At 55.7% G+C, this 26,461-nt stretch carries 22 protein-coding genes; 14 read left to right on the top strand and 8 right to left on the bottom strand.

Annotated features, from left to right (window positions below):
* Positions 1 to 22 precede the first annotated feature (22 nt).
* From QMK54_RS23115 to QMK54_RS23075, 9 genes are all read left to right on the top strand, one after another.
* Positions 23 to 1,162: a glycosyltransferase family 1 protein gene (locus tag QMK54_RS23115; protein WP_320401410.1), complete on the top strand. Its 1,140-nt coding sequence runs from the start codon at positions 23 to 25 to the stop codon at positions 1,160 to 1,162.
* 3 nt (positions 1,163 to 1,165) lie between these two features.
* On the top strand, positions 1,166 to 2,410 hold the full coding sequence (locus QMK54_RS23110) for a glycosyltransferase family 4 protein (protein WP_110658184.1): 1,245 nt from the start codon (positions 1,166 to 1,168) through the stop codon (positions 2,408 to 2,410).
* Positions 2,407 to 3,264 carry a dTDP-4-dehydrorhamnose reductase family protein gene (locus tag QMK54_RS23105; protein WP_110658182.1) on the top strand — a complete coding sequence of 286 codons (858 nt, stop codon included), beginning with the start codon at positions 2,407 to 2,409 and terminating at the stop codon, positions 3,262 to 3,264. The genes QMK54_RS23110 and QMK54_RS23105 overlap by 4 nt, the downstream gene beginning before the upstream one ends.
* 33 nt (positions 3,265 to 3,297) lie before the next feature.
* Positions 3,298 to 4,308: a polysaccharide biosynthesis protein gene (locus QMK54_RS23100; protein WP_110658180.1), complete on the top strand. Its 1,011-nt coding sequence runs from the start codon at positions 3,298 to 3,300 to the stop codon at positions 4,306 to 4,308.
* Complete coding sequence (gene wecB / locus QMK54_RS23095) at positions 4,301 to 5,428, top strand: non-hydrolyzing UDP-N-acetylglucosamine 2-epimerase (RefSeq protein WP_110658177.1); 1,128 nt, start codon at positions 4,301 to 4,303, stop codon at positions 5,426 to 5,428. The genes QMK54_RS23100 and wecB overlap by 8 nt, the downstream gene beginning before the upstream one ends.
* A gap of 20 nt (positions 5,429 to 5,448) precedes the next feature.
* Positions 5,449 to 6,411, top strand: coding sequence for a UDP-glucose 4-epimerase family protein (locus QMK54_RS23090; RefSeq protein WP_110658175.1), 963 nt, complete (start codon positions 5,449 to 5,451; stop codon positions 6,409 to 6,411).
* A 64-nt stretch (positions 6,412 to 6,475) separates the two neighbouring features.
* Entirely contained in the window at positions 6,476 to 7,501 is a 1,026-nt protein-coding gene (locus QMK54_RS23085) for a glycosyltransferase family 4 protein (RefSeq protein WP_320401409.1), read from the top strand.
* 103 nt (positions 7,502 to 7,604) lie between these two features.
* Positions 7,605 to 9,599, top strand: a complete 1,995-nt coding sequence (locus tag QMK54_RS23080; protein WP_320401408.1) for a nucleoside-diphosphate sugar epimerase/dehydratase — start codon at positions 7,605 to 7,607, stop codon at positions 9,597 to 9,599.
* Between the two features lie 112 nt (positions 9,600 to 9,711).
* Positions 9,712 to 10,047 carry a ComEA family DNA-binding protein gene (locus tag QMK54_RS23075; protein WP_110658169.1) on the top strand — a complete coding sequence of 112 codons (336 nt, stop codon included), beginning with the start codon at positions 9,712 to 9,714 and terminating at the stop codon, positions 10,045 to 10,047.
* A gap of 84 nt (positions 10,048 to 10,131) precedes the next feature.
* On the opposite strand, the gene QMK54_RS23070 is transcribed toward QMK54_RS23075, so the two are convergent.
* The gene (locus tag QMK54_RS23070) at positions 10,132 to 11,901 is read right to left on the bottom strand and encodes a calcium-binding protein (protein ID WP_320401407.1); all 1,770 of its coding nucleotides are present in this window, start codon (positions 11,899 to 11,901) and stop codon (positions 10,132 to 10,134) included.
* A gap of 289 nt (positions 11,902 to 12,190) precedes the next feature.
* On the opposite strand from QMK54_RS23070, the gene QMK54_RS23065 reads away from it, so the two are divergent.
* The 3 genes from QMK54_RS23065 to QMK54_RS23055 are packed head-to-tail and all read left to right on the top strand — an operon-like array spanning position 12,191 to position 16,675.
* Positions 12,191 to 13,933 (top strand): type I secretion system permease/ATPase, encoded by a 1,743-nt coding sequence (locus QMK54_RS23065; RefSeq protein ID WP_223589627.1) that lies wholly within the window; start codon positions 12,191 to 12,193, stop codon positions 13,931 to 13,933.
* A 13-nt stretch (positions 13,934 to 13,946) separates the two neighbouring features.
* Positions 13,947 to 15,269 (top strand): HlyD family type I secretion periplasmic adaptor subunit, encoded by a 1,323-nt coding sequence (locus tag QMK54_RS23060; protein WP_223589596.1) that lies wholly within the window; start codon positions 13,947 to 13,949, stop codon positions 15,267 to 15,269.
* Positions 15,270 to 15,304: 35 nt separating this feature from the next.
* The gene (locus tag QMK54_RS23055) at positions 15,305 to 16,675 is read left to right on the top strand and encodes a TolC family outer membrane protein (protein WP_223589624.1); all 1,371 of its coding nucleotides are present in this window, start codon (positions 15,305 to 15,307) and stop codon (positions 16,673 to 16,675) included.
* 151 nt (positions 16,676 to 16,826) lie between these two features.
* Here QMK54_RS23055 and QMK54_RS23050 read toward each other — a convergent pair whose 3' ends face one another.
* Complete coding sequence (locus QMK54_RS23050; RefSeq protein WP_223589594.1) at positions 16,827 to 18,107, bottom strand: Wzz/FepE/Etk N-terminal domain-containing protein; 1,281 nt, start codon at positions 18,105 to 18,107, stop codon at positions 16,827 to 16,829.
* A 490-nt stretch (positions 18,108 to 18,597) separates the two neighbouring features.
* Between QMK54_RS23050 and QMK54_RS23045 the strand changes: the two genes are divergently transcribed.
* Positions 18,598 to 19,392, top strand: a complete 795-nt coding sequence (locus QMK54_RS23045) for an SDR family oxidoreductase (RefSeq protein WP_320401406.1) — start codon at positions 18,598 to 18,600, stop codon at positions 19,390 to 19,392.
* 31 nt (positions 19,393 to 19,423) lie between these two features.
* Positions 19,424 to 20,698 carry a beta-ketoacyl-ACP synthase II gene (gene fabF, locus QMK54_RS23040; RefSeq protein WP_223589588.1) on the top strand — a complete coding sequence of 425 codons (1,275 nt, stop codon included), beginning with the start codon at positions 19,424 to 19,426 and terminating at the stop codon, positions 20,696 to 20,698.
* Here fabF and QMK54_RS23035 read toward each other — a convergent pair.
* The 6 genes from QMK54_RS23035 to rfbB all read right to left on the bottom strand — a co-directional run bounded on the left by QMK54_RS23035 (position 20,695) and on the right by rfbB (position 26,194).
* Positions 20,695 to 21,252 carry a TetR/AcrR family transcriptional regulator gene (locus QMK54_RS23035; protein WP_223589586.1) on the bottom strand — a complete coding sequence of 186 codons (558 nt, stop codon included), beginning with the start codon at positions 21,250 to 21,252 and terminating at the stop codon, positions 20,695 to 20,697. The genes fabF and QMK54_RS23035 overlap by 4 nt on opposite strands.
* A 169-nt stretch (positions 21,253 to 21,421) precedes the next feature.
* Positions 21,422 to 21,589 carry a DUF2897 family protein gene (locus QMK54_RS23030; protein WP_079246726.1) on the bottom strand — a complete coding sequence of 56 codons (168 nt, stop codon included), beginning with the start codon at positions 21,587 to 21,589 and terminating at the stop codon, positions 21,422 to 21,424.
* A gap of 142 nt (positions 21,590 to 21,731) precedes the next feature.
* Positions 21,732 to 23,096 carry an ethanolamine permease gene (eat, locus tag QMK54_RS23025; protein ID WP_223589584.1) on the bottom strand — a complete coding sequence of 455 codons (1,365 nt, stop codon included), beginning with the start codon at positions 23,094 to 23,096 and terminating at the stop codon, positions 21,732 to 21,734.
* A 227-nt stretch (positions 23,097 to 23,323) separates the two neighbouring features.
* Positions 23,324 to 24,193 (bottom strand): dTDP-4-dehydrorhamnose reductase, encoded by an 870-nt coding sequence (gene rfbD, locus QMK54_RS23020; RefSeq protein WP_320401405.1) that lies wholly within the window; start codon positions 24,191 to 24,193, stop codon positions 23,324 to 23,326.
* Between the two features lie 46 nt (positions 24,194 to 24,239).
* Complete coding sequence (gene rfbA, locus QMK54_RS23015; protein WP_223589580.1) at positions 24,240 to 25,115, bottom strand: glucose-1-phosphate thymidylyltransferase RfbA; 876 nt, start codon at positions 25,113 to 25,115, stop codon at positions 24,240 to 24,242.
* Entirely contained in the window at positions 25,112 to 26,194 is a 1,083-nt protein-coding gene (rfbB, locus tag QMK54_RS23010) for a dTDP-glucose 4,6-dehydratase (RefSeq protein WP_223589577.1), read from the bottom strand. Before rfbB ends, rfbA begins: the two co-directional genes overlap by 4 nt.
* Between the last annotated feature and the right edge of the window lie 267 nt (positions 26,195 to 26,461).

Raw genomic sequence — 26,461 nt, 5'->3', positions numbered from 1 at the left:
TAGATTGAGCAAAAGGCTTTCCATGAAGATAGTTTTCAACGCGCTCTCTGCCCGTCTTGGTGGAGGTCAGACTTATCTGATTAATCTTTTTCAGTTCGTACCTGACAATGCGGATCTTGAGATTCTGGTTTTCGCCCCAGCGTCACTCAAGCTGCCGGATCATCCGAGGATCAAGCGGGTCGAGCCAGTGTGGCCCACTGAAAATCCGATTGTGAGAGCCATGTGGGAACGGTGGGTGCTGCCCGGTATTTTGAAGGCTGAAAAGGCGGACGTGCTGTTTTGTCCCGGTGGCGTAGTGGGCACCTCTGTACCCGCTGGTTGCAAAGTTGCGACAATGTTTCGGAACATGATTCCATTTGATTTGCGAGTACGCAAAAGCATACCGCTCGGGTTACAGCGCCTAAGAAATTGGTTGTTGAATCGTATTATGCTCAAGAGCATGCGCGAAGCGGATTTGACGATATTCATTTCAAATTACGCGCGCAGTGTCATTGAATCACTAACCAGTATCAAGAATGCTGTTACGATTCCTCACGGAATTGGCTCGGTATTTCGCACTCACGGCGATTCTGCTGTTCCTCGGCCAGAATTTTTGCCAGTTGGCGAATATGTTTTATACGTGTCGAGATTTGATGTTTATAAACATCATTATGAAGTGGTTAATGCTTACGCAGCGCTGCCAAAGGCACTGCGTGAACGCTTCCCGCTGGTTCTTGTAGGCGAGACAAACCTACCCGAAGCCGAGCGGGTCAAGGGTCTGGTTTCTACACTAGGCCTCGAGGACCAAGTACTGCTGTTGGGCGCTATTCCCTATCAGAGTCTTCCTCCACTTTATCATCACGCCTATCTGAATCTATTTGCTTCATCGTGTGAGAACTGCCCTAATATTCTTCTCGAGGCGCTTGCGTCTGGCAGGCCGATGGTATGCTCCAACGTTATGCCGATGCCGGAATTTGGAGCTGAAGCAGCACTGTATTTTTCTCCGTTTGATTCAAAAGATATAAATAATGTGCTGTCTGAGGCGTTAACCAGTCCTGCGCTTTTAGAGAAGCTTGCCGCTGCAGCAGCGACGCAGAGCGATAAATTTGACTGGGAAAAAACCTCAAGAAAGACATGGTCAGAGTTGCTGGAATTGGCCGTGAGCCGCAAAAAAGGTGTTTGATAAATGAAGGTTCTTGTGGTGTCGCAATATTTTTGGCCAGAGTCTTTTATTGTCAATGACTTGGTCAAAACGTTATCTGCCCAGGGCCACACCGTAAAGGTTCTTACCGGAAAGCCCAATTACCCGGATGGCGTAGTTTTTAACGGCTACAGTGCTTCTGGGGTCCAGGAAGAAAACTTCGAGTCTTCTGTCAGTGTTTTCCGTGCACCGCTCAGACCTCGTGGCGCTTCAGGTGCAAAGAACCTCGTGTTGAACTATTTGTCATTTATCTTAAATGGCTTGAAACACTACCCAAGTGCAGTAAAAGGGGAGGCTTATGATGCGATTTTTGTATTTGCGCCATCTCCAATTACTTCGGTAATCCCAGCGATTTACTTGAAGTGGAAACTCAAGAGCCATCTGGTTGTATGGGTTCAAGATCTCTGGCCGGAGAGCTTGAGTGCGACCGGATTCATCAAGAACAAAGCAATATTGCGGGTTGTGGGTTGGCTGGTGAAAGGTATTTACGCCTTCGTCGATACGCTTCTTGTTCAATCGCGCGCGTTTCGAGAGCCGGTCGCCCGTTATGCCAACCCTGGCAAGGTTGTGTATTACCCCAACTCCTATCAGGACGTGCCGCCGAGTGTAGAGGAAACGCGGATTCCGGCACCCTTGCTCGCGGAACTCGACAGTCATTTCTGCCTCGTTTTTGCCGGAAATCTGGGGACGGCACAGTCGGTCGAAACCCTGGTTGAGGTAGCTGACAAGCTTCGCCATTTGTCGCAGCTCAGGATTGTGTTGGTCGGTAGTGGCAGTATGTTGAGCTGGATCGAAAGCCAGAAGAAATCCCGTGGTTTGGACAACCTCATTCTTGCCGGACGCTTCGCGGCCACTGAAATGCCGCATTTTTTCAGTCGTGCCGAGGGATTGTTGGTGACGTTGAAGCAGGATGAGGCGTTCTCCTATACCATCCCTAGTAAAGTTCAGGCTTACCTGGCAGCGGGGAGGCCGATCATCGCCGCGCTGGACGGGGAGGGCGCGCGCGTCATTCAAGAGGCGGGAGCCGGTCTGACCACTGCGGCGCAAGACGCCGAAGGTATGGCCAACTGCATTGAACAACTTTTTCGCATGACTTCGGATGAGCGGGAATCGTTGGGACAGGCAGGTCGAGCGTACTACCTCGAGCATTTCGAGATGGAGCGGCAAAGCCAGCGATTGGTCGAAATCCTCAGTAGCAGGATCAATGAATTAAAAGGTAGCTCAAAATGAAAGTTCTTGTGTTAGGGGTCACCGGAATGCTGGGTAGCACAGTGTTCAGGCAATTCCATGGAAACCCGCACTTCGAGGTGTGGGGCACTTTGCGCAATCCGGGTGGCGCAAAATACTTTTCTGAGGACATGCACAGTTCGTTGATCAGTAATGTCGACGTGCTTGACCAGGATTCACTGGTGTCGGTCCTGGCACGGGTCAAGCCGGATGTCGTCATCAACTGCGTCGGGCTGATCAAGCAATTGGCTGACGCCAAGGACCCCCTGTCCGCACTCCCTATCAATGCCATGTTGCCGCATCGCATTGCCAAGCTGTGTGCATTGTCCGGTGCTCGCCTGATTCATATCAGCACCGATTGCGTGTTTTCCGGCCGTAAAGGCATGTACGCCGAGGAGGATATCTCCGATGCAGAGGATCTCTACGGCAAGTCCAAGTACATCGGTGAGCTCCACACGGATCTGAATGCCGTCACGCTGCGGACCTCCATCATTGGTCACGAACTGGGGAGCCAGTACTCGCTGGTGGACTGGTTCCTGTCCCAGAACGGACCGGTCAAGGGGTATGAGAAGGCCATTTTTTCGGGGCTTCCTACCGTAGAGCTGGCACGTGTCATTCGCGACTACGTGATCCCGAACCCACAGCTCCACGGCCTGTATCATGTTTCGGTGGCTCCGATTGACAAGCTGTCTCTTCTGACGCTGGTTGCGGAAGTTTACGAAAAGGAAATCGATATCATCGCGGACAGCCAGGTTTCTATAGATCGCTCGCTGGACTCCTCGAAGTTTCAGGCTGCAACCGGTTACGTTCCACCGTCGTGGTTGGAATTGGTTAAGTCGATGCGCGCGTTGCGTTGATCATTAAGTTCAATCAGGTTTGGGAAGGTAGTTATGTTCGATAATAAAGTTTTGATGATCACGGGCGGTACGGGCTCGTTTGGCCATACGGTGTTGAAGCGTTTCCTGGATACCGATGTAAAAGAGATTCGCGTATTCAGCCGTGACGAGAAGAAGCAGGAAGATATGCGCATTGCTTTGTCGAATGACAAAGTGAAGTTCTACATCGGTGACGTACGTGATCGCGATAGTCTTGATCAGGCTATGGTGGGTGTGGATTACATTTTCCACGCCGCAGCCCTGAAGCAGGTGCCTTCCTGCGAGTTTTACCCAATGGAAGCCGTGCGTACCAACGTCATGGGTACCGAAAACGTACTGAATGCGGCCATTGCTTCGGGCGTGAAGCGCGTTGTTGTACTCAGTACCGACAAGGCTGTTTACCCGATCAATGCCATGGGTATTTCCAAGGCCATGGCAGAAAAGCTGATGGTTGCCAAATCGCGGATGATTCCGGCGACAGGTCCGGTGATCTGTGCAACCCGCTACGGTAACGTCATGGCGTCGCGCGGTTCGGTAATCCCGTTGTTCATCAATCAGCTGCAGAGCGGCGAGCCGCTGACCGTCACTGACCCGAACATGACACGCTTCCTGATGTCGCTCGAGGACTCCGTCGACCTGGTTCTGCACGCATTCGAACATGCCGAGCAAGGTGATATTTTCGTCCAGAAAGCACCTGCCTCGACAGTGGCCGACCTGGCCCAGGCGCTCAAGGAACTGTTTGTTCGTGACAATGCCGTCAAGGTCATTGGTACCCGTCACGGCGAAAAACTCTACGAGTCGCTGATCTCCCGTGAAGAAATGGCCAAAGCCGAAGACATGGGGCGCTACTACCGTATTCCTTCGGACAATCGCGACCTTAACTACAAGAAGTTTTTTGTTGAAGGTGAACAGGAGATCTCCGATCTCGACGACTACACCTCTCACAACACAGAACGTCTCGATGTAGAAGGCGTGAAGAAAGTGCTGTTGAATCTGGAATACATTCAGGAGCAACTTGATGCTTAAGGTCATGACGCTGGTCGGTACGCGACCAGAACTTATCAAGATGAGCCGCGTCATTGCCGAGCTTGATAAGCAGGTTAATCATGTGTTGGTTCACTCGGGTCAGAACTACGACTTCGAATTGAATCAGGTTTTTTTCGATGATCTCGAAATCCGCAAGCCTGATTACTTCCTGGGTGCCGCTGGCGATACCGCAGCCAAGACCATCGCCGAAGTGATTTCAAAGGCGGATGAAGTGTTTGAGGCCGAAAAGCCTGATGCGCTGCTCCTTTATGGCGATACCAATACCTGTCTGGCCGTCATTGCCGCCAAGCGCCGCAAGATCCCGGTGTTCCACATGGAAGCCGGTAACCGTTGCTTTGACCAGCGCGTCCCTGAAGAATTGAATCGCAAGGTGCTCGATCACCTCAGCGATATCAATATGGTCCTGACCGAGCATGCCCGGCGTTATCTGATTGCGGAAGGGATTCGTCCTGAAACCATCATCAAGACCGGTTCGCACATGGAGGAGGTGCTCGACTATTACATGCCGAAAATCCTCACCTCCGACGTGTTGGCGCGAGAAGGCCTGGAGCAGGACAAGTTCTTCATCGTCAGTGCTCACCGTGAGGAAAACGTCGATACGCCGGACAACCTGCGCGATTTGCTCAAAACGCTGCGAGCCCTGGCCGACAAGTACCAGTACCCGATCATCGTTTCCACGCATCCGCGTACCCGCAAGCGCCTGGAAGCGATCGGTGAGTCTTTGGACCACCCTCTGATTCGTTTCTCGAAGCCATTTGGTCTGCTCGACTACATCAAGTTGCAGATGTCGGCGTTCTGCGTGCTGTCCGATAGCGGCACCATTACCGAGGAAGCCTCTCTCCTGAATCTGCCTGCCATTACCATTCGTAATGCGCACGAGCGTCCGGAAGGGATGGATGAAGGCACCCTCATCATGAGTGGCCTGAAAGTGGAAGGCGTTCTGGATGCCGTACGTGTGGTAACCAGCCAGCATGATCGTACCCAGCGCGTTATTCCGGTCGTGAGGGATTACCAGGCCGGTCCAGTGTCGAAGCAGGTCGTTCGGGTCGTGTTGAGTTACACCGACTACATCAATCGTACTGTCTGGTCGAAATCCTGAGCGTCGTCGAGGTTTGAAAAATGCGTGTTTTATTGACAGGTGCTACGGGTTTCGTTGGTCGCGCAGTATTGGGTCGTTTGTCGGCCACTGACGATCTGGAACCGGTGGCAGCCATTCGTGGGCACGCCTTGCCTGACTGTCCGTCGCGCGTTACTACCATTCGAACCGCCGGGCTCAGTGCTGATACCGATTGGTCGCAGGCGCTGGATCAGGTTGAGGTTGTCATTCATGGCGCGGCTCGCGTTCACGTCATGAATGACACCGAGTCCGATCCGCTGGAGGCGTTTCGCAAGGTCAATGTCGAAGGCACGCTAAGCCTCGCTCGGCAAGCAGCCTCGTTGGGTGTTCGTCGCTTTGTGTTCATCAGTTCGATCAAGGTGAATGGCGAAGGTACGCCACTCAACCAGCCTTACTTCGCCGACGCGACACCCGCGCCTGGCGATCCTTATGGCGTTTCGAAAATGGAGGCCGAGCAAGGGCTGCGCGAAATTGCGAGCGTCTCGGGGATGGAAGTGGTGATCATCCGTCCGGTGCTGGTTTATGGCCCGGGTGTAAGAGCCAACTTTCTGAACATGATGCGTTGGCTGGACAAGGGAATACCCCTGCCATTCGGGGCTATCCATAATCGACGCAGCCTGGTCGCGCTCGACAATCTTTCTGATTTGATCGTGACCTGCATTCGTCATCCGGCCGCCGCCAATCAGACCTTCCTCGTCAGCGATGGGGAAGATTTGTCCACGACACAATTGTTGACGCGGATGGCACAGGCATTGGGTAAGTCTGCACGCCTGTTGCCTGTGCCAAGCGTGTTGCTTGAGCGAGGGGCACAGCTTCTGGGCAAGCAGGCTTTGTCGCAACGGCTGTGCGGTTCGTTGCAGGTCGATATAAGTAAAACTCGAGAATTGCTGGGCTGGGTTCCTCCGGTCAGCGTCGACGAGGCGCTTGTGTCGGCTGCCAACTACTACAAGGAAAGGCAGCGCTAAGCTGCCTTATGACAATGACGGTTCAATTGCAAAATTGATTGTGGCTGTTTCAGGAAGTTGACCTTTGAACTCAATATGGTTGTTGGCGTTGGTGGTGGGTGTTTCATTCTTGGGCACCGGTGCATTGCGCAAATACGCGTTGGCACGCAGCCTGATAGATGTTCCTAATGCGCGTAGCTCACATTCCGTTCCGACCCCACGGGGTGGTGGTGTAGCTATCGTCCTGAGCTTTCTGATTGCGCTGCCTGTCCTGGCCTGGACGGATGCCGTCGCCTGGCCGATGACGCTGGCTCTGCTGGGGGCTGGCGGCTGGATCGCGATCATTGGTTTTCTCGACGACCATGGGCATATTGCCGCGCGTTGGCGCCTGCTTGCGCATTTCGCAGGTGCCATCTGGGCATTGATCTGGATTGGGGGGATGGCGCCGATCAATCTGTTCGGTCACGAGTTCAGTCTTGGCTGGTTCGGCTATGTCATCGGCGCGTTTTATCTGGTCTGGATGCTCAACCTCTACAACTTCATGGATGGCATTGATGGCCTGGCCAGCGTCGAGGCGATTTGTGCCTGTGTCGGTGCCTGCCTGGTCTACTGGATTGCAGGCCACGCCAGCCTTGCCATCGCTCCGCTCGTATTAGCGGCGGCCGTCTTGGGATTCCTTATCTGGAATTTCCCGCCAGCGAAGATTTTCATGGGCGACGCTGGCAGTGGTTTTCTGGGCATTGTGCTGGCAGTGATGTCGCTTTATGCAGCCTGGACTAATCCACTGTTTCTCTGGGCCTGGCTCATTTTGTTGGGCGTCTTTATTGTTGATGCGACCTTCACCCTCATCCGTCGGCTATTGCGAGGGGATAAGGTTTATGAAGCCCATCGCAGCCATGGATACCAGTATGCCTCACGAAAATTTGGCAGCCATCGGGTGGTCACGCTGGCAATTGCTGCGATCAATTTGTTGTGGTTAGTACCAGTGGCTATATTGGTCGTCATGCAATATCTCGATGGCGTGGCAGGACTGGTCCTGGCCTACGTACCTCTGGTGTTGCTGGCTTTCAAGTTTCACGCAGGCGAGTTGGAAATTGCCGGCAAGGCGTGATGGACGCATTGGGTTTTGAGTATTGCTTTGTCGGTAAGTGAGTTACCGAAAGCTGTAGTTGCTGTATCAATGCTAGGAGCTTCGAGAGGTGTTTAGAGGGGTTATGGATAAGATTCGGGCAAAGTTGTTAAGTCTGCCAAGACGACATAAACGCATTCTGCAGGTCCTGACTGATACTTTCTTGGTCTGGTTTGCCCTGTGGATGGCGTTTGTCGTGCGTCTCGGGGTGGACGAGTTGATCAACCCGTTCACTGAGCATGTCTGGCTTTTTGTCAGTGCACCTGTCATCGCCATTCCTCTTTTCGTCCGCTTTGGCATGTACCGTGCCGTCATGCGTTATTTTGGAAATGACGCACTCATTGCCATTATCAAGGCTGTAACACTCTCATCCTTGATACTTGGCGTTGTGGTGTACTGGTACAGCAATCATCAAAACGTCGTTCCGCGTTCGATCATTTTCAACTATTGGTGGTTGAGTCTGATCATGATCGGCGGGCTGCGCCTGGCCATGCGTCAGTATTTTATGGGCGACTGGTTCAGTGCTGCCCAGCACGTCCCGTTCACCAGCCGGGATGACGGCCTGCCAAAAGTGGCTATCTACGGCGCGGGGGCAGCGGGTAATCAACTCGTTACTGCGCTGCGGATGGGGCGTGTCATGCGGCCCGTGGCCTTTATCGATGACGATAGTGGAATCGCCGACAGGGTGATCTCCGGGTTGCAGGTATATCAGCCTGAAAATATCCAGCAAATGATCGACAACACTGGCGCTCAGGAAATTCTCCTCGCTATTCCTTCGTCCAACCGCGGACGCCGTCGCGAGATTCTCGGGTTTCTCGAAGGCTTTCCGCTGCATGTTCGAAGTGTCCCGGGTTTCATGGACCTGGCCAGTGGCCGGGTCAAGGTCGACGATATCCAGGAAGTAGACATTGCCGACCTGCTCGGGCGTGATGCAGTCCCGGCCCAGGCTGACTTGCTCGAACATTGCATCACGGGGCAGTCGGTGTTGGTCACAGGCGCTGGTGGCTCCATTGGCTCCGAGCTTTGCCGGCAAATTCTGGCACTGCGCCCGACAACGCTTCTGCTGTTTGAACACAGTGAGTTCAATCTTTACTCCATCTTGTCCGAGCTGGAGCAGCGGGTCGCTCGAGAGTCGCTGTCCATCCGTCTCTTGCCGATTCTTGGGTCGGTTCGCAACCCGGACAAGTTGCTGGATGTCATGAAAACCTGGCGAGTAGACACGGTGTATCACGCCGCCGCCTACAAGCATGTGCCCATGGTCGAACACAACATTGCCGAAGGTGTGCTCAATAATGTGATCGGCACGCTCAATACGGCCCAGGCCGCTCTTCAGGCAGGAGTGGCCAACTTTGTCCTGATTTCGACGGACAAGGCCGTGCGACCTACCAATGTCATGGGCAGCACCAAGCGCCTTGCCGAGTTGACGTTGCAAGCGCTGAGTCGTGAGTTGGCTCCAGTATTGTTCGGCGATACGAGCAATGTTTCGCGTGTGAACAAGACGCGCTTCACGATGGTGCGATTCGGTAATGTCCTGGGATCGTCGGGTTCGGTCATTCCGTTGTTTCACAAGCAGATCAAGTCGGGTGGTCCGCTGACTGTCACGCACCCGAAGATCACTCGATACTTCATGACCATCCCTGAAGCTGCGCAGTTGGTGATCCAGGCGGGCTCCATGGGGCAGGGCGGTGATGTTTTCGTCCTAGACATGGGCGAGCCGGTGAGGATCGTCGAGCTGGCCGAGAAGATGATCCATTTGTCCGGCCTGAGCGTGCGCTCGGAGAAGAACCTGCATGGCGATATCGCTATCGAGTTCACCGGGCTGCGTCCGGGTGAGAAGCTTTACGAAGAGCTGCTGATTGGTGACAACGTGGCGGCCACCCAACACCCGATGATCATGACGGCCAACGAGGATCATCTGTCCTGGGATGTGCTGAAGGTCAAGCTGACCGAGTTGCTGGCTGCAGTGGATCAGGACGACTATGCACGCGTCCGCCAGTTGCTGCGCGACACGGTCAGCGGCTATACCCCGGACGGTGAGATTGTCGACTGGATCTACCAGCAGCGCCGCCTTGAACCCTGATTGTTTCATATCCGGTAACGTACACATTTTTGACAGCTGAATGTCATGGCCTAAGTTAGGAGGGCAGCTTCGGAAAAGCTGCTTTCTCAAACGACGGCATGGAGCTTCACTAATGCGTACAAGCAGTTTCCACTCTCTGGTTTTCGCCCTTCTTACCAGCGCCTCTCTTACGGCAATCGCCGCACCTGTCAACGCACCAGGGGTGATGAATGCGCCATTGGTGCAGGATGCGGGCGCCAAGGCGCAATCCGGCAAAGTCGATCTCAATAGTGCTGATGCACCTACGCTGCAACGTGAGTTGACTGGCGTGGGCGAGGCAAAAGCCAAGGCGATTGTTGCTTATCGTGAAAGTAATGGCACGTTTGCGTCAGTTGACGAATTGCTGGAAGTGAAGGGTATCGGCAAGGCGATTCTGGATAGTAACCGCGACAGGATCGTAGTGAACTGAGGTGTGATAGAAACGACAAAGGCCGATCATTGATCGGCCTTTTTCTTTAGAGAAACTAATGCCCGATGGGCTGATCACCCGAACTCAGGCAAACAACATGTCGGTATTGCTCAGCAAGGTCGTTTGGCCAAGTAGCGTGATATTGCCACCGTGAGCGCCATCGCCGGCGGTATCGAAAGTCACAACCAGCCCGTTGTCCTGCAGCGTTTGCGTCACAGCCTTGGTAGAAGCCGTCCAGCCGTAGATATACACGGTGTCTTCACCTTGTTTGAAGTCCTGGATGGTGTCTGAGCCCGAGCCCGCGGTGAATACGAAGACGTCCCGGCCCTTGCCTCCAATCAGCAGGTCGTTGCCGGTGCCGCCGACAATGAAGTCGCCGCCGTTTCCTCCAACCAATACGTCGTTGCCATCTTGGCCGTACAGCGAGCAGCCCGCATCCGAGTGAGACTGGATGACGTTATTGCCACTGTTTACTCCAGACGTACTGCCAGCCAGTTCCGCGCCAAGCGTGCCGAGATAGAGGATTTTGTCTGCCGCGTTGCTACCGTGGATTTTTTCGGCATACCCCGAGCCAGGGTTGGTAGCGACGGTCGTCGTATTAAAGCCTTTGAGCGGGTCAGCGTTGAAAACAAATGTAGCGTCTTTGGCGGTGAGCAGTGTCGTACGGCCTTCGATCAACATCCCGCCATCAAAACGTGCGTCACCATCTATGTCATAGCGAAGATAGACGCCGTCCGAGGTCAGCTTCTGGTCGACCCGGAAGTTGAACTCTTTTTCCGAAATCTGCGTACGACCGGTACCGCCGGTACCGCTAACGCCGAGAAAAACCAGTTGGTCGGCACCTACGCCGAAACTGTCGATGGTGTCGTTGAAACCGTCGCCTTTCGAAAACGCGTACTGGTCTGCACCGTAACCGCCAGACATGTAGTCATCACCAGTGCCGCCGACCAGAAGATCCGCCAATTGCCCGCCAATCAGGATGTCATTGCCCTCATTACCGTAAAGTTGGCCGCCGGAAAAGCGTAGCGCAAGCGTGTCATCGCCCGCTCCACCGATGAGCGTGGCGAACACCGGGCTGAGTGAACTGCCATCATATGAAATGAAATCAGCGCTCGAAGTGCCGGTGATCGTGGCTCTCCCGTTGTTGGTGACGGCGTTGCTATCGGTAAAGTGCGTGGAGGTCAGATCGTTGATACCGCCGTCTACGGTATAGGTAAAGACTCCGCTCAGAGAGTTGGCAATGCTGGCCAGTAAGGTATCGCTCAGACTGTCGTTACTGGTATAGAGCTTATGCTCCGTAGTAATAATTTGCGCAGCGTAGAGATTAGCCAGACGCAAGGCTTCTGCGCCTGTCTCTGACCATCCGGATTCACTGGCATTATGAGGAATGAAATTTTCAATATCGTCTGCGTTCATCATGTCTTTGACACCGACACGCTCGCCCGTGCGAACGTCGGTGTAATAGACGTTATAGTCCGCGTCCTGAATTTCCCATTTGTTGGTAGTTGTATTAAAAATTTCGAGGTACGTATGTCCCTGAAAGAAACCCTGGGAGTCTGAATACGTCCAGATGGTGCGTTTTTGCAGGCCAAGCTCCGCACAGAGGCCGCTGAATACGTTAACCATATTGCCGCACAGAAGTTCTGCGCGTTCGGCAGTCGGGTCGCCTGTGACCGTCTTGTAAATTTGCTCGGCGGTATAGAAGGGGTCATTGCCGTGGGCAACCCACCAGGCGCCATCCGAGTGGGTAGTATTGGTGGCCAATAGTTCGCGGGCGACGTCTTGCAACAACGCGCCAGTTGCAGCCGCTTCTTCCCGGACGATATCGGCGAGATAAGAAAAATAATTGATCAAAAGTGACTCCATAATGATTGGGTGGCCGCTCCCGATATCCAAATCGTTCTGCAAACGGCGTTGCTGGCCAAAATTTCACATATGTTACAGTTCTTTGGCCGGTATGTTAAAGAATCATTATCAGCTATAGCGGGATTATAAATCTTCAGAGCGCAAGGGCCAGCGCTGTTCGTCGTCTGCATGGCAATGCCAGGATGATGGCGATTTCATTCTGCAGGCGCTGCTGGGGTGGTACACTCGCGCGCCCCGCAATCCCCGATCAACACATTAGGTTGTCAGTTCCGAGATGATACGCAGTACGCCCGAAAACAGCTTGCAAGTAGCCCTGAGGGCCTGCAGGAACAGTTTCATGTCGGTGGGTTTTTTCAGCCTGTTCATCAACGCACTGATGTTGGTCCCGACCTTCTACATGCTTCAGGTCTACGGACGGGTAGTCACGGGTGGCAGCCTGACGACGCTGGCCATGTTGACCATTATTCTGACCTTTCTGCTCGTGACGATGGGCCTGCTGGAGTGGGTACGCTCGCGGATCATGGTGCGTGTCAGCACCAGGCTCGATGTGTTGCTTGGCCGGGATGTCTACCGGGCCAGTTTCAAGCGGGCTCTGGACAGTGGTGGCCAGGACGCGTCCGCCCAGTCGCTGAGTGATCTGACCGGGCTGCGCCAGTTCATGTCCGGGAACGGTCTGTTCGCGTTTTTTGATGCGCCGTGGCTGCCGATCTATATTGCTGTGCTCTTCCTGTTTCACCCCTGGTACGGTTGGACGGCAATCGGTTGTGCGGTGATTTTGCTGGCGTTGGCCTATATCAATGAGCAATCCACGGGCAAAGTCCTGGCAGAGGCCAATAAAGAGAGCATTGGCGCGACGCTGCAAACCAACAAGAATTTGCGCAATGCCGAAGTGATCGAATCCATGGGCATGCTTGACTCCCTCATGTCGCGCTGGAGTCTGCGGCACAAGAAAGTGCTGCTGTTGCAATCGCGAGCCAGTGACCGCAGCGGGATCATCACTTCGATATCAAAAACATTTCGCCTGCTTGTTCAATCACTGATTCTTGGTCTTGGTGCTTATCTGGCGGTCAGCCATGAGATCAACCCCGGGCTGGTGATTGCAGGATCCGTGCTGTTAGGTCGAGCGCTGGCCCCTCTGGACTTGATGATCGGCAGCTGGAAAGGATTCATCTCTGCCCGTTCACAATACGCGCGTCTGAACAGCATTCTCGACCAGCAAAATGCCGAACCCGAGCGTATGCAATTGCCCGCTCCAATCGGTCATGTGACGGTGGAGAACCTCACCCTGGGTGCTCCCGGTGCAAAGACCTCGATCATCAAAGGCATCGGCTTCAACGCACCGGCAGGCGCAATGATCGGTGTCGTAGGTCCGAGCGCTTCGGGCAAGTCGACGCTCGCCAAGGCCCTGGTGGGCGTGTGGAAGCCACAGCATGGCGTAGTCCGTCTGGATACTGCCGATATTGCCAATTGGGACAAAAGCCAATTGGGGCCGCACCTCGGGTATTTGCCGCAGGACATTGAGTTGTTCGAAGGCACTATCAGCGACAACATCGCGCGTTTTGGTGTCGTAGATCCGGACAAAGTGGTGTTGGCGGCCAGGACCGCGAGTGTCCACGAAATGATTCTGATGCTGCCCAATGGCTACGACACGGTCATCGGCGAAGGCGGCATCAATCTATCGGGTGGGCAAAGGCAGCGTATCGGGTTGGCCCGGGCAATCTATGGCAGCCCGCGGCTTATCGTGCTGGATGAACCCAACGCTCACCTGGACGAGGTCGGCGAGCGAGCGCTGGCGTTGGCGTTGCAACAGATCAGACTCACCGGGGCAACGGTTTTCGTGATCGCCCACCGGACTTCGATTCTGGCCCAACTCGACCGCTTGCTGGTGATGAATGCCGGCACGATCAGTTTGTATGGCCCGCGGGACCAGGTCCTTGCGCAACTCAATGCGCATCAATTGCCCGCCCAGCAAAAGCCTGGCGCACGGGCCGGCACAGACGTCGCTTCGACCGAAGTTTGACAGGAAGTTATCGATGAATCGCACGCTCACTACTCCTGCCGATACTTTCGCGGATCTGCCCACGTCCGACGGATCCGTACGCCGTAAAGGATTTCTCATTGTATTCGTGACGTTCGGCCTGTTTGGCGGATGGGCGGCGCTTGCTCCGCTCGACGGCGCGGCTTACGCGCCAGGCGTCGTTACCGTGCAAACGTATCGCAAGACGGTGCAGCATCTGGAGGGCGGCATCGTCAAGGACCTGCTCGCCCATGATGGCGATGTGGTGAAAAAAGGTGACCCGATCATCGTGCTCGATGACGCTCAATTGCGCTCCGAGTACGAGATGACCCGCAGCCAGCTAATCGCTGCCAGGACAATGGAGGCGCGCTTGCTTGCCGAGCGGGATGACCTGTCGACGATCGCGTTCCCTAATGATCTCAACTCCGACAGTCAGCGCAGTTCCGAGGCGCGTTACGGCGAGACTCAGGTGTTCAACGCACGGCGTAGCTCGCGACTTGGGCAGATCGCGGTACTGCAAGAGCGTATTGGTCAGTTGAATCAGCAAATCAAGGGAACCGACACCATGATCGGTACCAAGACCAACTTGCAGGAATCCTATAGCGGCGAAATTGCCGAATTGAAAGAATTGCTGGCCCAGGGTTTTGTCGACAAGCAGCGGATGCTGGAGCAGGCGCGCAAGTTGGACATGCTCAAGTCTGAAGTGGCGGATCACCGCTCGACAAACATCAAGACCCGGTTGCAGATCAACGAAACCCAGTTGCAGATCCTGCAGATCGACAAGGACTTTAACGCCGACGTTACCAAGCAGTTGGCAGAGACCCAGACCAAGGCCTACGACTTGCAGGAAAAAGCCTCGGCGCTGGAGGATCGCCTGAGCAGGGTGGTTATCCGCGCTCCGGAAGACGGGATGGTGATCGGCATGACGGTTCACACCATCGGTGGCGTTGTGCGCCCCGCAACCCCGTTACTGGATATCGTTCCATCGGTTTCCGATCTGGTGGTCGAGGCGCAGGTCTCGCCCAATGACATCGATCGAATCGCTATCGGCAAGTTGGCGGACATCCGCTTCAGCGCCTTCAACACGGCCACTACACCCGTCATCGAAGGTCGGGTGACGAGTGTGTCCGGCGACCGCTTGATCAATGAGAAAACCAGTGCGCCGTATTACCTGGCCCGGGTCAGCGTGACTCTGGAAGGGGCGCGCAAACTGGGTGATCGCAAGCTGTTGGCGGGCATGCCAGCGGACGTATTGATCAACACCGGAGAGCGCACCATGTTGCAGTACTTGATGCAGCCGGCACGTACCGTTATCGCCCAGTCGATGATCGAGGAGTGATTGTGCGTTTGTTTCCCTGCCTGGTGTTGGGTTCGATGGCATTGCCTGTCCACGCGACCGAAGCGCCCATCGCCCGCTCCTCCATCACGACACCGCCTACGGCTTCGGTCAGTAAACAGAATTACTCGGTTGACTTGATGCAGTTGTATCGCGAGTCACGCCTGGAAGATCCTCGGGTGCTCGCTTCTTACTCCAAGGCTCAATCCGGGGTCGAACAGCAAAACCAGGCATTTGGCAGTCTGTTGCCCTCGGTGACGGCTAACGCCGGTTTCAACCGGATCAAGCAGACCAACCTTCAGATCGACGAGGCCTTCAACAGCCGCAATTATTCGGTGGGGTTGACCCAGCCTTTGTATAACAAGGCTGCCTGGGAAAACTACCAGCACTTCAAAAGCCTGGCAAAGCAGGCGGACTCCGAATCAAAGGAGGCTCAGGCCGAGGCCACGGTGGATCTTGCGCAGCGTTACTTCGCTGCACTGGCTGCCGATGATGAACTTGAATTGGTGCAGGCCGAACGCAGGGCTACCCAGAAAAACCTCGACAGGGTCAGTGCGCTTTACAGCAAACAACTGGCGATGGTTACCGATCTGCTGGATCTACAGGCTCGAGTCGATTCGTTGGCTGCCCAGGAAGTCGATGCGCGTAACCAGTCCAGTCTGAGCCGTGTTGCGTTGTCGGAAATTATCGGACGGCCGGTCAAGGAGAAGCTGAGCCGTGTGCGTAATGACGTCGAATTGAGGGTGTCCGCCGAAAGCCTGGAGAGTTGGGTAAATTTGGCGATCGCTGATAATCCGGCAATCAAGGCCAGTGAAAACGCTCAGGAGGCTGCCGAGGCTGCCCTGCGCGCCGGTAAGGGCGGGCACTATCCTACGGTCAATCTGAACCTGAGCGCACAACAGACCAACGAGGGTTACAACAATTCGTTGGCGCCGCAGACCGACAGCTATGTCGCGGGTGTAGGGGTACAGATTCCGATCTATAGCGGTGGCGCGACGTCCGCGCGGGTAAGGCAGTTGTATCAGGATCAACTCACCGCGGAACAGCAATTGGTGGCGACACGTCGTCAGGTGGTCAAGGAAACGACTAACGCGTATTTGACTGCAGACTCAAGCGTGGAAAAGATTCATGCCAATCGCAATGCACTGGCGTCGGCCGAGCAGTCGCGCATTGCAGCAGAGAAGGCATTCACCTACGGCGTGGTCAATGCCGTGGATGTATTGACGGCGGTGCAGAACGAGTTCACGGCACGTCGCGATCTGCTCAAGACTCAGTACGACTTTATAACCAACCTGTTTATCCTGAATCGCTGGGCTGGAAAGTTGTCGCAAGAAAGCGTCGAGAACGTCAATGTCTGGTTGAGTGGGAATGATCAAGCGATCACTCCACCAGAGACGCTGCGCAAATAAGTTGTCGGTCGTTAACCATTTTTTGTGTATCGCGTATTCGACTAGTTGGGTCGTTTAACAAGCGATGTTGGTTTTTGAGGCGATAAAGGCAGGCACTGAAGCGATAGCTCAAGTTTGGCTGCGCTTGCAGAGCAAGCGCAGCTATCGACAATTAACGACGAGATGTATGCATTGAAAGCAGGGCGCGACGAAGAATCGCGACACCCACGCCGAGAATGAATCCAAAGATCAGACCAAATCCAACGATCAGGGCTTTCTTCGGTTTTATAGGCGCTTGAGGTGCTGTCGCATCTTTATCAACTTGAACCAGGTTGAATTGATCGAAGTTTACACTCAGCTGTTTCAGGTGAGTCAACTCTCCGCTAATATCTGCAAACTCCTTGAGAAACAACTCAGGATGATCCCGCTCCTTGAGCAGTGCCGCTTCACGGTTTGTAGCCAGCAGGCTGAGTTCTTTTTGAATATCATCAATGCGCGGCTCGGTGAAGTCATCGGAAGTACGAGCTACCAAGGTGGCGCGTTCTGCTTCCAGTGCCGCCTGTCCCAGGAAGTACAGCGGTATTTTCTGATTGTTGACTTCCGTGCGGATCATGTTGCCCTGATGTGCCTGCTCTCCATCTCCCAGTGCCGAGGGCGTGGTGGGTTTTACAATGCCGAGTTTCTTGGCGATGACGATCGCTTCATCAAGCTCTTTGATGCGGTTTTGTCTGCGGCTTTGCAGTTGTTGACGCAGTGCTTTGAGTTCGTCTTGAAGTGTTTGTTTCTTTAACTTGTCTTTTTCCAGCAAGTGGGCAATTTTTGAGTCTTTTTCCGCCTCATAGACGGATTTTTTTGACTCCAGCTTCTTTTCTACGTTGTCGATACGGTTGGCAACCAGTGTTTTCAGGTTCGCGGCAGCTTTTTCTTTTTCGACTTTAACGACGAAGTCGGTAAAGGCTTTCAAGATGCCTACACCATCTACACCCTGAGGGTATCTGAGACTAAGGCCAACGGCTTCGGTAAGGCTGGAGCTTTTTTTAGGGTCGATTTTTTCAAGCGAAAATGCTTTTTCGTTGAACTTCTCAAATGTTTCTTCAATGGATTGCCCAGGTGCCTGCAATGGTGCAAGGAACTGTGGGTTGGCCTGGAAGAACTTCAGGCGGACATCATAAGACTGCATTGACGAGCCGATGTTATTCAGTGCGTCATTTGGCAGGATTTTGTAAAGTCCGGACTCATTTAGCTCGTCCAGGTCGGCCAGTGGAACAGGTCGAACAGTAGTTTCAACTTCATATTCCGGTGTTGCCAATAGGGCATAAGCAATAGAGGCAGTAACAGTCAGTGCAGTAAACAGTAAAACAATCGCCCGTTGGCTCCAGAGGCTACCAATAAGCTCCTTTACTTCAGCAACTTCGTGTCCGGGGGTATTAATTGTATTTACTGGAATGTTCATCACGCGCTCTGAAAGTTTGGACAGACGCTCCAAAGTGTATCTGGAAAATAATCGTCATCCAGGTTGGAAAAATTTACATCTGGTTAAATTTTTTTGGATTTTCCTGCATTTGATACCAAACAGCAAGGGTGAGAAAGGCTCGCAGATACGAGCGCAGGCGGATCAGGCGTCGCTTCGATACCTTCAGGGACGGGTTCGAAGCATGCGACTCCTGTCCCTCGGTTACCGTTGAAAGCGCTCTGTTCATCCACCCCATCCCTTATCGGTCGGCCCGCAATACCGTTCACTCCATCGCCTGGGCTCGGTGCTGTTTCGTGTTCGTTCAGGGTCTACTCTCATTCTGGCCGGGCCACCGAGGAGAGCCGACCGTTTCTCGGGAAAAATAAATTACGTCTATCATGTTTTATTTGAATTATGACTATAATAAAAACCGCTTGCGCCGAAGTGCTTTGGCGTCAGGCGTCTTTCAGCATCCTTCAGGAGCACCGTCATGAATTCAGTTCAGTCCCAAGGTACGGCCCTCGTCACCGGCGCTTCTTCCGGTATCGGGGCGGTTTACGCTGAGCGGTTGGCAGCCCGTGGTTTTGATTTGTTGCTGGTGGCTCGCGATGAGCAGCGACTGGAAGCGGCGGCGAGCAAGCTACGCTCGGAATATGGGGTCAAGGTTGAAGTGCTGAAGGCGGATCTGACCCAAAAAGCCGACGTGCTGCAGCTCGAGCAGCGGCTGCGCAGCGATTCAAGTATCAGTCTGTTGCTCAACAACGCCGGCATAGCGGCGGACGGGTTATTGGCCAATGCCGATACCGATCAGATGGAGCGAATGATTCAGTTGAACATCACCGCTGTCACGCGGTTGGCCTCGGCGGCTGCAGCCAGTTTTACCAAGGCCGGGCGCGGCACGATTATCAATATTGCCTCGGTGGTGGCATTGTTTCCCGAGCGTTTCAACGCGACTTACAGCGCCAGCAAGGCCTATGTGTTGAGCCTGACTCAATCGTTGAACGCCGAACTGGATGGTACCGGGGTGAAGATCCAGGCGGTGCTGCCCGGCGTGACGCGAACCGAGATCTGGGAGCGCTCAGGCATCGATGCGTCGCAGATTCCCGCGGACATGGTGATGGAGGCGGGTGAGATGGTCGATGCTGCATTGTCGGGGCTTGATCAGGGTGAATTGATCACCATTCCTTCGTTGCCCGATGCGGCGGATTGGGATGCGTTCGTGGCGGCGCGCCTTGTGATGGCGCCTAACCTTTCCAAAAGCAAAGCCGCTGAACGTTATCGGTAAGCGCCATCAATTGGCTCGAGGTGTGTGTGGTATGAAAGATCGTCGTGTGGTTGTAACGGGCATGGGCCTGGTGTCGCCGCTGGGCAGTGGTGTTGAGGTTGTCTGGGAGCGGCTGCTGGCCGGGCGTTCCGGGCTGCGCAATCTGCCGGATGAGGTGGTTGCCGATCTGCCGGCCAAGGTCGGCGGTGCGGTGCCGACGCTGGCTGATGATCCGCAGGCGGGTTTCGACCCCGATCGGGCAACCCCGCCCAAGGAACAGAAGAAGATGGACCGCTTCATCCTGTTCGCCATGGAGGCCGCACGTCAGGCACTGGAGCAAGCCGGCTGGCAAGCGCTGGACGCCAATGCCCAGGAGCGTACGGCTACCATCATCGGTTCAGGCGTGGGTGGTTTCGGCGCGATTGCCGACGCGGTGCGTACCACCGATAGCCGTGGCCCGAGACGTTTGTCTCCATTCACTATTCCTTCATTTCTGGTCAATCTTGCGGCAGGTCATGTGTCGATCCAGCATGGCTTCAAGGGGCCTCTAGGCGCGCCGGTCACGGCATGCGCTGCCGGGGTTCAGGCGATTGGCGACGCGGCGCGGCTGATTCGCGTCGGTGAGGCGGATATCGCGGTGTGCGGTGGTGCGGAAGCGGCGATCGATCGGGTCAGCCTTGCCGGGTTCGCGGCGGCTCGCGCCTTGTCCAGCGGCTACAACGAAACGCCCGAGCGCGCTTCGCGACCTTTCGACAGCGGCCGCGACGGTTTTGTCATGGGGGAAGGGGCCGGGCTGCTGGTCATCGAGTCTCTGGACCATGCGCTGGCTCGCGGCGCTCAACCACTGGCGGAGCTGGTCGGCTACGGCACCAGCGCCGATGCCTATCACCTGACCGCCGGCCCGGAGGATGGCAGCGGTGCGCGGCGAGCGATGTCGTTGGCATTGGCGCAGGCCGGTGTTTCACCGGCTCAGGTCCAGCATCTGAATGCTCATGCAACCTCGACTCCGGTGGGGGATCTGGGGGAACTGGCGGCGATCAAGGCATTGTTCGGCGCGCAAAATGGTATCGCTGTGACTTCGACCAAGTCGGCGACCGGGCATTTGCTCGGTGCAGCGGGTGGACTTGAAGCGATCTTTACGCTGCTGGCGATCCGCGACCAGATCGTGCCGGCGACGCTCAATTTCGAGAACCCGGACCCTGCCTCTGAAGGTGTCGACATCGTTCATGGTAGCGCGCGGCCGATGGCCATCGAATACGCGTTGTCCAACGGCTTCGGATTTGGCGGGGTCAATGCCAGTGTGCTGTTCAAGCGTTGGCAGGGTTAATCCTGTGAGTGTTTGAGATGTTCGCGTGCGACGTCGAGAATCCTTTGGGCAAATTCGGCGTCTGCAACGCTGCGCGATAACAGCAAGGCGCCGACCAGCGTCGACATGATGACGATGCTGCGGTTTGGGGTGCCTTCGCCGTCAAGGGTGTTGCGGATCTGATCGAGTCGCGCCTGGAGCACGACGTCGCTGGTTGGGCTCGGTTGACCACGCAGGCCCAGTTCCGAGGAAATGGTTGGCAGCGGACAGCCTTCGTGGGGGGAGGTTTGATGCCATTCGGACAGATAGGTGTCGATGAAGGTTTCGAGTGGGTGTTCCTCGGCGAAGATTTGCGCGCACAACCCGTCGACTTGTACGCCAGCCTCTTGCAAGGCTTTTTCTACCAGTTCGTCTTTGGACTTGAAGTGCGAATAAAAGCCACCGTGGGTCAAGCCCAGCGCTTTCATCAGGGGTTGCAGCCCGGTCGCGCCGATACCGTCGCGTCGAAATCGCGCTGAAGCTTCCTTGATAATGCGTTGGTGGGTCTGGGCTTTATGGTCCTGCGAGTAACGCATCTGATATCTCCGCATCAATGCGGCCCATATTAACCAATGAAAATTGCATGGTGACTGTACTTCTACTTCTAAAGAACATGCAGATGCTTCGATATCGGTACAAAGCCGCATGATTTCAGGCAGTTTTCACGCAAAAAATAAACCCCGCCGTTGCAGGCGGGGTTTTCATTCAGCGGTCCTGCGCTTCCTTGGCGTCCATTTCCGCATTGCGTTCGGCGACGCGCTTACGTTGCTCTTCGGTCAGTTCGACCTTGTTGGCGGTGTCGCGCAGCATCATCAGACCACCAACGATCGAGCCGATGGCAACGACCAGAATCAACCAGGCATACCAGGGCATAGGACTCTCCTTGAAAAGCAGGCGGTTCGGCGAGGGTTCGCCAACCGATCGTGCATACCACTTTGAGTGATGGGGTTTTATCGCAGTTCCATCGCTTTCATCCTCATTCTATGCCTGTTGTTCAAGGTCCACTCGAACGCTTTCAAAGTCCGGTCAGCATCGCATCCGCCGGTGCGTCGGCGCGCAATTGCGCGGTGAGCGTGAAGTACACGAAACCAGCCGCCATGAAGCCCAGGAAGATCAGGCCGATCAAGGTGTTGAACCAGGCCATCGCAATCAGGCACACCACCGCCAGCATCAATGCAATGAACGGCACCAGCGGGTAGCAGGGGGCGCGGAAGGTGCGCTCCAGGTTTGGCTCGGTTTTACGCAGTTTGAACAGGCTGAGCATGCTCATGATGTACATCACGATGGCGCCGAACACGGCCATGGTGATCATCGCGGCGGTCAGCGTCATGCCGCCGAGGTTGATCAGACCGTCGCTGTAGATGGCAGCGATGCCGATGACACCGCCGGCGATGATCGCCCGGTGCGGGGTTTGAAAACGCGACAATCTGGCCAGGGACGCCGGCAGGTAACCGGCCCGGGCGAGGGCGAAGAACTGCCGCGAGTAGCCGAGGATGATCCCGTGGAAACTCGCTACCAGGCCGAACAGGCCGATCCACACCAGCATGTGCAGCCAGCCCGAGCTTTCGCCTACCACGGTCTTCATCGCTTGCGGCAGCGGGTCGTTGATGTTCGACAGGGTGCGCCAGTCGCCGACGCCACCGGCGAAAAACATCACACCCATCGCCAGCAACACCAGGGTCAAGATACCGCTGATGTAGGCCTTGGGAATCGTGCGTTTCGGGTCCTTGGCTTCTTCGGCGGCCATGGCTGCGCCTTCAATGGCGAGGAAGAACCAGATGGCAAAGGGGATCGCCGCGAACATCCCGGCAATCGCCGGAGCACCGAACACGTCGGAGCCGGCCCAGCCATTGAGCGCGAAGTTGCTGAAGCTGAAGGCCGGAGCGACCACGCCCATGAACACCAGCAATTCAGCGACCGCCAACACGCAGACCACCAGCTCGAAGGTCGCCGCCAGTTTCACGCCGAGGATGTTGAGGCCCATGAACACGATGTAGGCACCGACTGCCGCGTGTTTCGGGTCCAGGGCTGGAAACTGGACATTGAGGTAGGCACCGATGGCCAGGGCAATCGCGGGTGGAGCGAAGACGAATTCGATCAAGGTCGCCAACCCGGCGATCAATCCGCCTTTTTCGCCAAAGGCTCGACGGCTGTAGGCAAAGGGGCCACCGGCGTGAGGAATGGCGGTGGTCAGTTCGGTGAAACTGAAGATGAAACAGGTGTACATGGTGGCGACCATGAACGAGGTCACCAGGAAGCCCAAAGTCCCGGCCACGCCCCAGCCATAACTCCAGCCGAAATACTCCCCGGAAATCACCAGCCCGACCGCGATGCCCCACAGATGCAATGTGCCCAGCGTGGGTTTGAGTTGTGTGTTCATGCGATTGCTCCCTGAGTGGTTTGGAAAGCTCAGGGGAGGGCTGTGCAGCGGACGTGCCATTTTGCGATAGTACGTCGTAATGGCGGGAAAGCTGTCGTATCGGGGATGTTCGCTACTGGATGCGCGAACTTTGTGCGTCAGTCAGGGGCGCCGTTGCGGCAAGTGCCGCTTTCGCGAGCAAATCCGCATGCCCGCTACCCGACACCGGTGCGGGCAGCGGTTGGTGCTCAGGATTGTTCAGTCAGGCATTCGCGCAGCGCTGTTTGCCAGTCCGGTTGGCTGACGCCCCAGTCGCGCTGCAAGCGACTGCAATCGAGTCGCGAGTTGAGCGGCCTGGCGGCGGGTGTGGGGTAGTCGCTGGACGGGATCGCAAACAGGTCGGCGCAAGGCTTGCCCTGTTGTCTCAGTGCTTCGCCGATCGCCTGGGCGAAGCCGAACCAGGAGGTCTCACCTTGTGCGCTGAGGTGATAAGTACCCCAGTTGGCCACTTCGTTCGCCTGCCAGTGTTCAATCAAGGCAAGGGTGCTGTTGGCGATTGTGCCGGCCCAGGTAGGTGCGCCGATTTGATCGGCGACTACACGTAACTCCGCTTTCTCTTGCAGCAAACGTTGCATCGTCAGCAGAAAATTACGGCCATGAGTTGAATAGACCCAACTGGTACGCAGGATCAGGTGTTTACCTTGCATGTCCCTGATGGCCTGCTCACCGGCCAGCTTGCTCTTGCCATACACCCCAAGCGGGTTGGGCGTGTCGTCCTCGTTGTAAGGCGCGGCTTTGGTCCCGTCGAACACATAGTCCGTGGAGTAATGGATCAACGGAATGTCGAGAGCCAACGCTTCTTCGGCAAGAATGCCGGGAGCTACGGCGTTAATGGCAAAGGCGGATTGCGGCTCGCTTTCTGCCAGATCAACCGCCGTATGGGCCGCGGCGTTGATGATCAGATCAGGCCGGACGGTTTGCACCTGACGGCGGATCTGATCGGGTTGCGCGAGATCGAGTTGGTCACGACCCAATACGATCAGTTCGCCGACCGCCCCCAGTCGCCGTTGCAATTCATGTGAAACCTGACCGTGCCGGCCATTGATGAGTATTTTCACCGGAACAGTCCAGTCTCGTTACCAGGCAAGCCGGGCCCGTACAGGATCATTGCTCTTCCCCTGCCAGTTTGGCCAGGTACTGGCCATATCCGGTCTTGCCGAAGTACCGGGCGCGTTCGAGCAACTGATCTCGGTCGATCCAGCCATTTTCATAGGCTATCTCTTCGAGACAGGCGACTTTGAGGCCTTGGCGGTGTTCGATGGTTTGCACGTATTGAGAGGCTTCGAGCAAGCTGTCGTGGGTGCCGGTGTCGAGCCAGGCGAAGCCTCGACCAAAACGCTCGACCTGCAGATCGCCACGTTGCAGATAGGCATTGTTGACGTCGGTGATTTCCAGTTCGCCGCGCGGCGAAGGTTTCACCGCCTTGGCGATTTCGATCACATCGTTGTCGTAGAAATACAGGCCGGTAACGGCATAACTGGATTTCGGCTTTTTCGGTTTTTCTTCGATCGAAAGCGCACGGCCTTCGCTGTCGAAATCGATGACGCCGAAGCGCTCGGGATCCTTGACCCAGTAACCGAACACGGTGGCACCGGAGGAGCGTTGTGCCGCGCTCTGCAGTTGCTCGCCAAAGTGCTGACCGTGGAAGATGTTGTCGCCCAGGATCAGGCACACAGGGTCATCGCCGATGAACGCTTCGCCAATCAGGAAAGCCTGGGCCAGACCGTCCGGTGAAGGTTGCTCGGCAAAGCTGAAATTCACCCCGAACTGGCTGCCGTCACCCAGCAGGTTGCGATACTGCGGCAGGTCCTGCGGGGTGGAGATCAGCAGGATATCCTTGATGCCGGCCAGCATCAGAACCGAGATCGGATAGTAGATCATGGGCTTGTCGTAGACCGGCAACAGCTGTTTCGACACGCCGAGCGTAATCGGGTGCAGGCGCGTGCCCGAGCCACCCGCCAAAACGATGCCTTTCATCATGCGAGCAGCTCCTTGGGATTGATGGCGCCAAGGCGTTCACCTTGATAGCTGCCGTCCTGGACGCGGCGGCACCACTCCATGTTATCCAGGTACCATTGAACGGTTTTGCGCAGGCCGGTTTCGAAGGTCTCTTCGGGCACCCAGCCCAGTTCGCGTTCAATCTTGCCGGCATCGATTGCATAGCGCAGGTCATGACCAGGACGATCCTGGACAAACGTGATCAGGTCGGCGTAATGCGCAACGCCCTCAGGTTTGTGCGGTGCCAGCTCTTCAAGCAGGGCGCAGATGCCGCGCACCACGTCGATGTTCTTTTGTTCGTTGTGCCCGCCGATGTTGTAGGTCTCGCCGACGGTGCCGGTGGTCACCACCTTGAGCAGTGCCCGGGCGTGATCTTCGACGAACAGCCAGTCGCGCACTTGCAGGCCATTGCCATACACAGGCAGAGGTTTGCCGGCCAAGGCATTGAGGATGACCAGCGGAATCAGTTTCTCCGGGAAGTGGAACGGCCCGTAATTGTTCGAGCAATTGGTCAGCAGCACCGGCAGGCCATAGGTTCGCTGCCAGGCGCGGACCAGATGGTCGGACGCTGCCTTGCTGGCGGAGTAGGGCGAGCTCGGCGCGTAGGGCGTGGTTTCCGTAAACAGGTCGTCGACCCCGTGCAGGTCGCCGTAGACCTCGTCGGTGGAAATGTGATGAAAGCGGAAGGCGCTTCTCTCGGGTTCCGACAGGGTTTGCCAATAGCCGCGGGCGGCCTCGAGCAGGCTGTAGGTGCCGACGATGTTGGTCTGGATGAATTCCGATGGCCCGTCGATGGAGCGATCGACGTGGGACTCCGCTGCCAGGTGCATGATCGCGTGCGGCTGGAAACGCGCCAGCACGGCACTGACGGTCGCCTGGTCAACAATATCGGCCTGAACGAACTCGTAGCGAGTGTCGTTGGCAATGCTGGTCAGCGATTCGAGATTGCCGGCATACGTCAGTTTGTCCAGGTTGAGCACTTCATGCCCGGTGTGTTGGATCAGCTCGCGAACAAGGGCCGAGCCTATGAAACCGGCTCCGCCGGTAATAAGGATACGCACGTTGGGCCAGCCTTTTTTTCAGTAATGCGAATGGCGGTAGCTTGCAGGCGCGAGCGGGGAGGTGCAAGAGTTCTTGACCCCATTGGGTTGCGTCGCGCCGATCAGGTTGGATTATCCATGACTTGCCGCCTTCACTCACTACTCCGGCGCACAATTTAGAGTTCCAGGTAAGGCACTGCGGGTGTTTTCCGCTCTGGAGCTCGCTCGCGCACCCTGTAACCCCGGCGTAAACCCACTCTTTACGCTTTCTTTATGCCCCGCGCGCAC

The organism is Pseudomonas sp. P5_109 (assembly GCF_034009455.1).
Classification (GTDB): domain Bacteria; phylum Pseudomonadota; class Gammaproteobacteria; order Pseudomonadales; family Pseudomonadaceae; genus Aquipseudomonas.
Note: the sequence above shows the minus strand (reverse complement) of the source record. Positions and strands in the feature narration are given on the sequence as shown.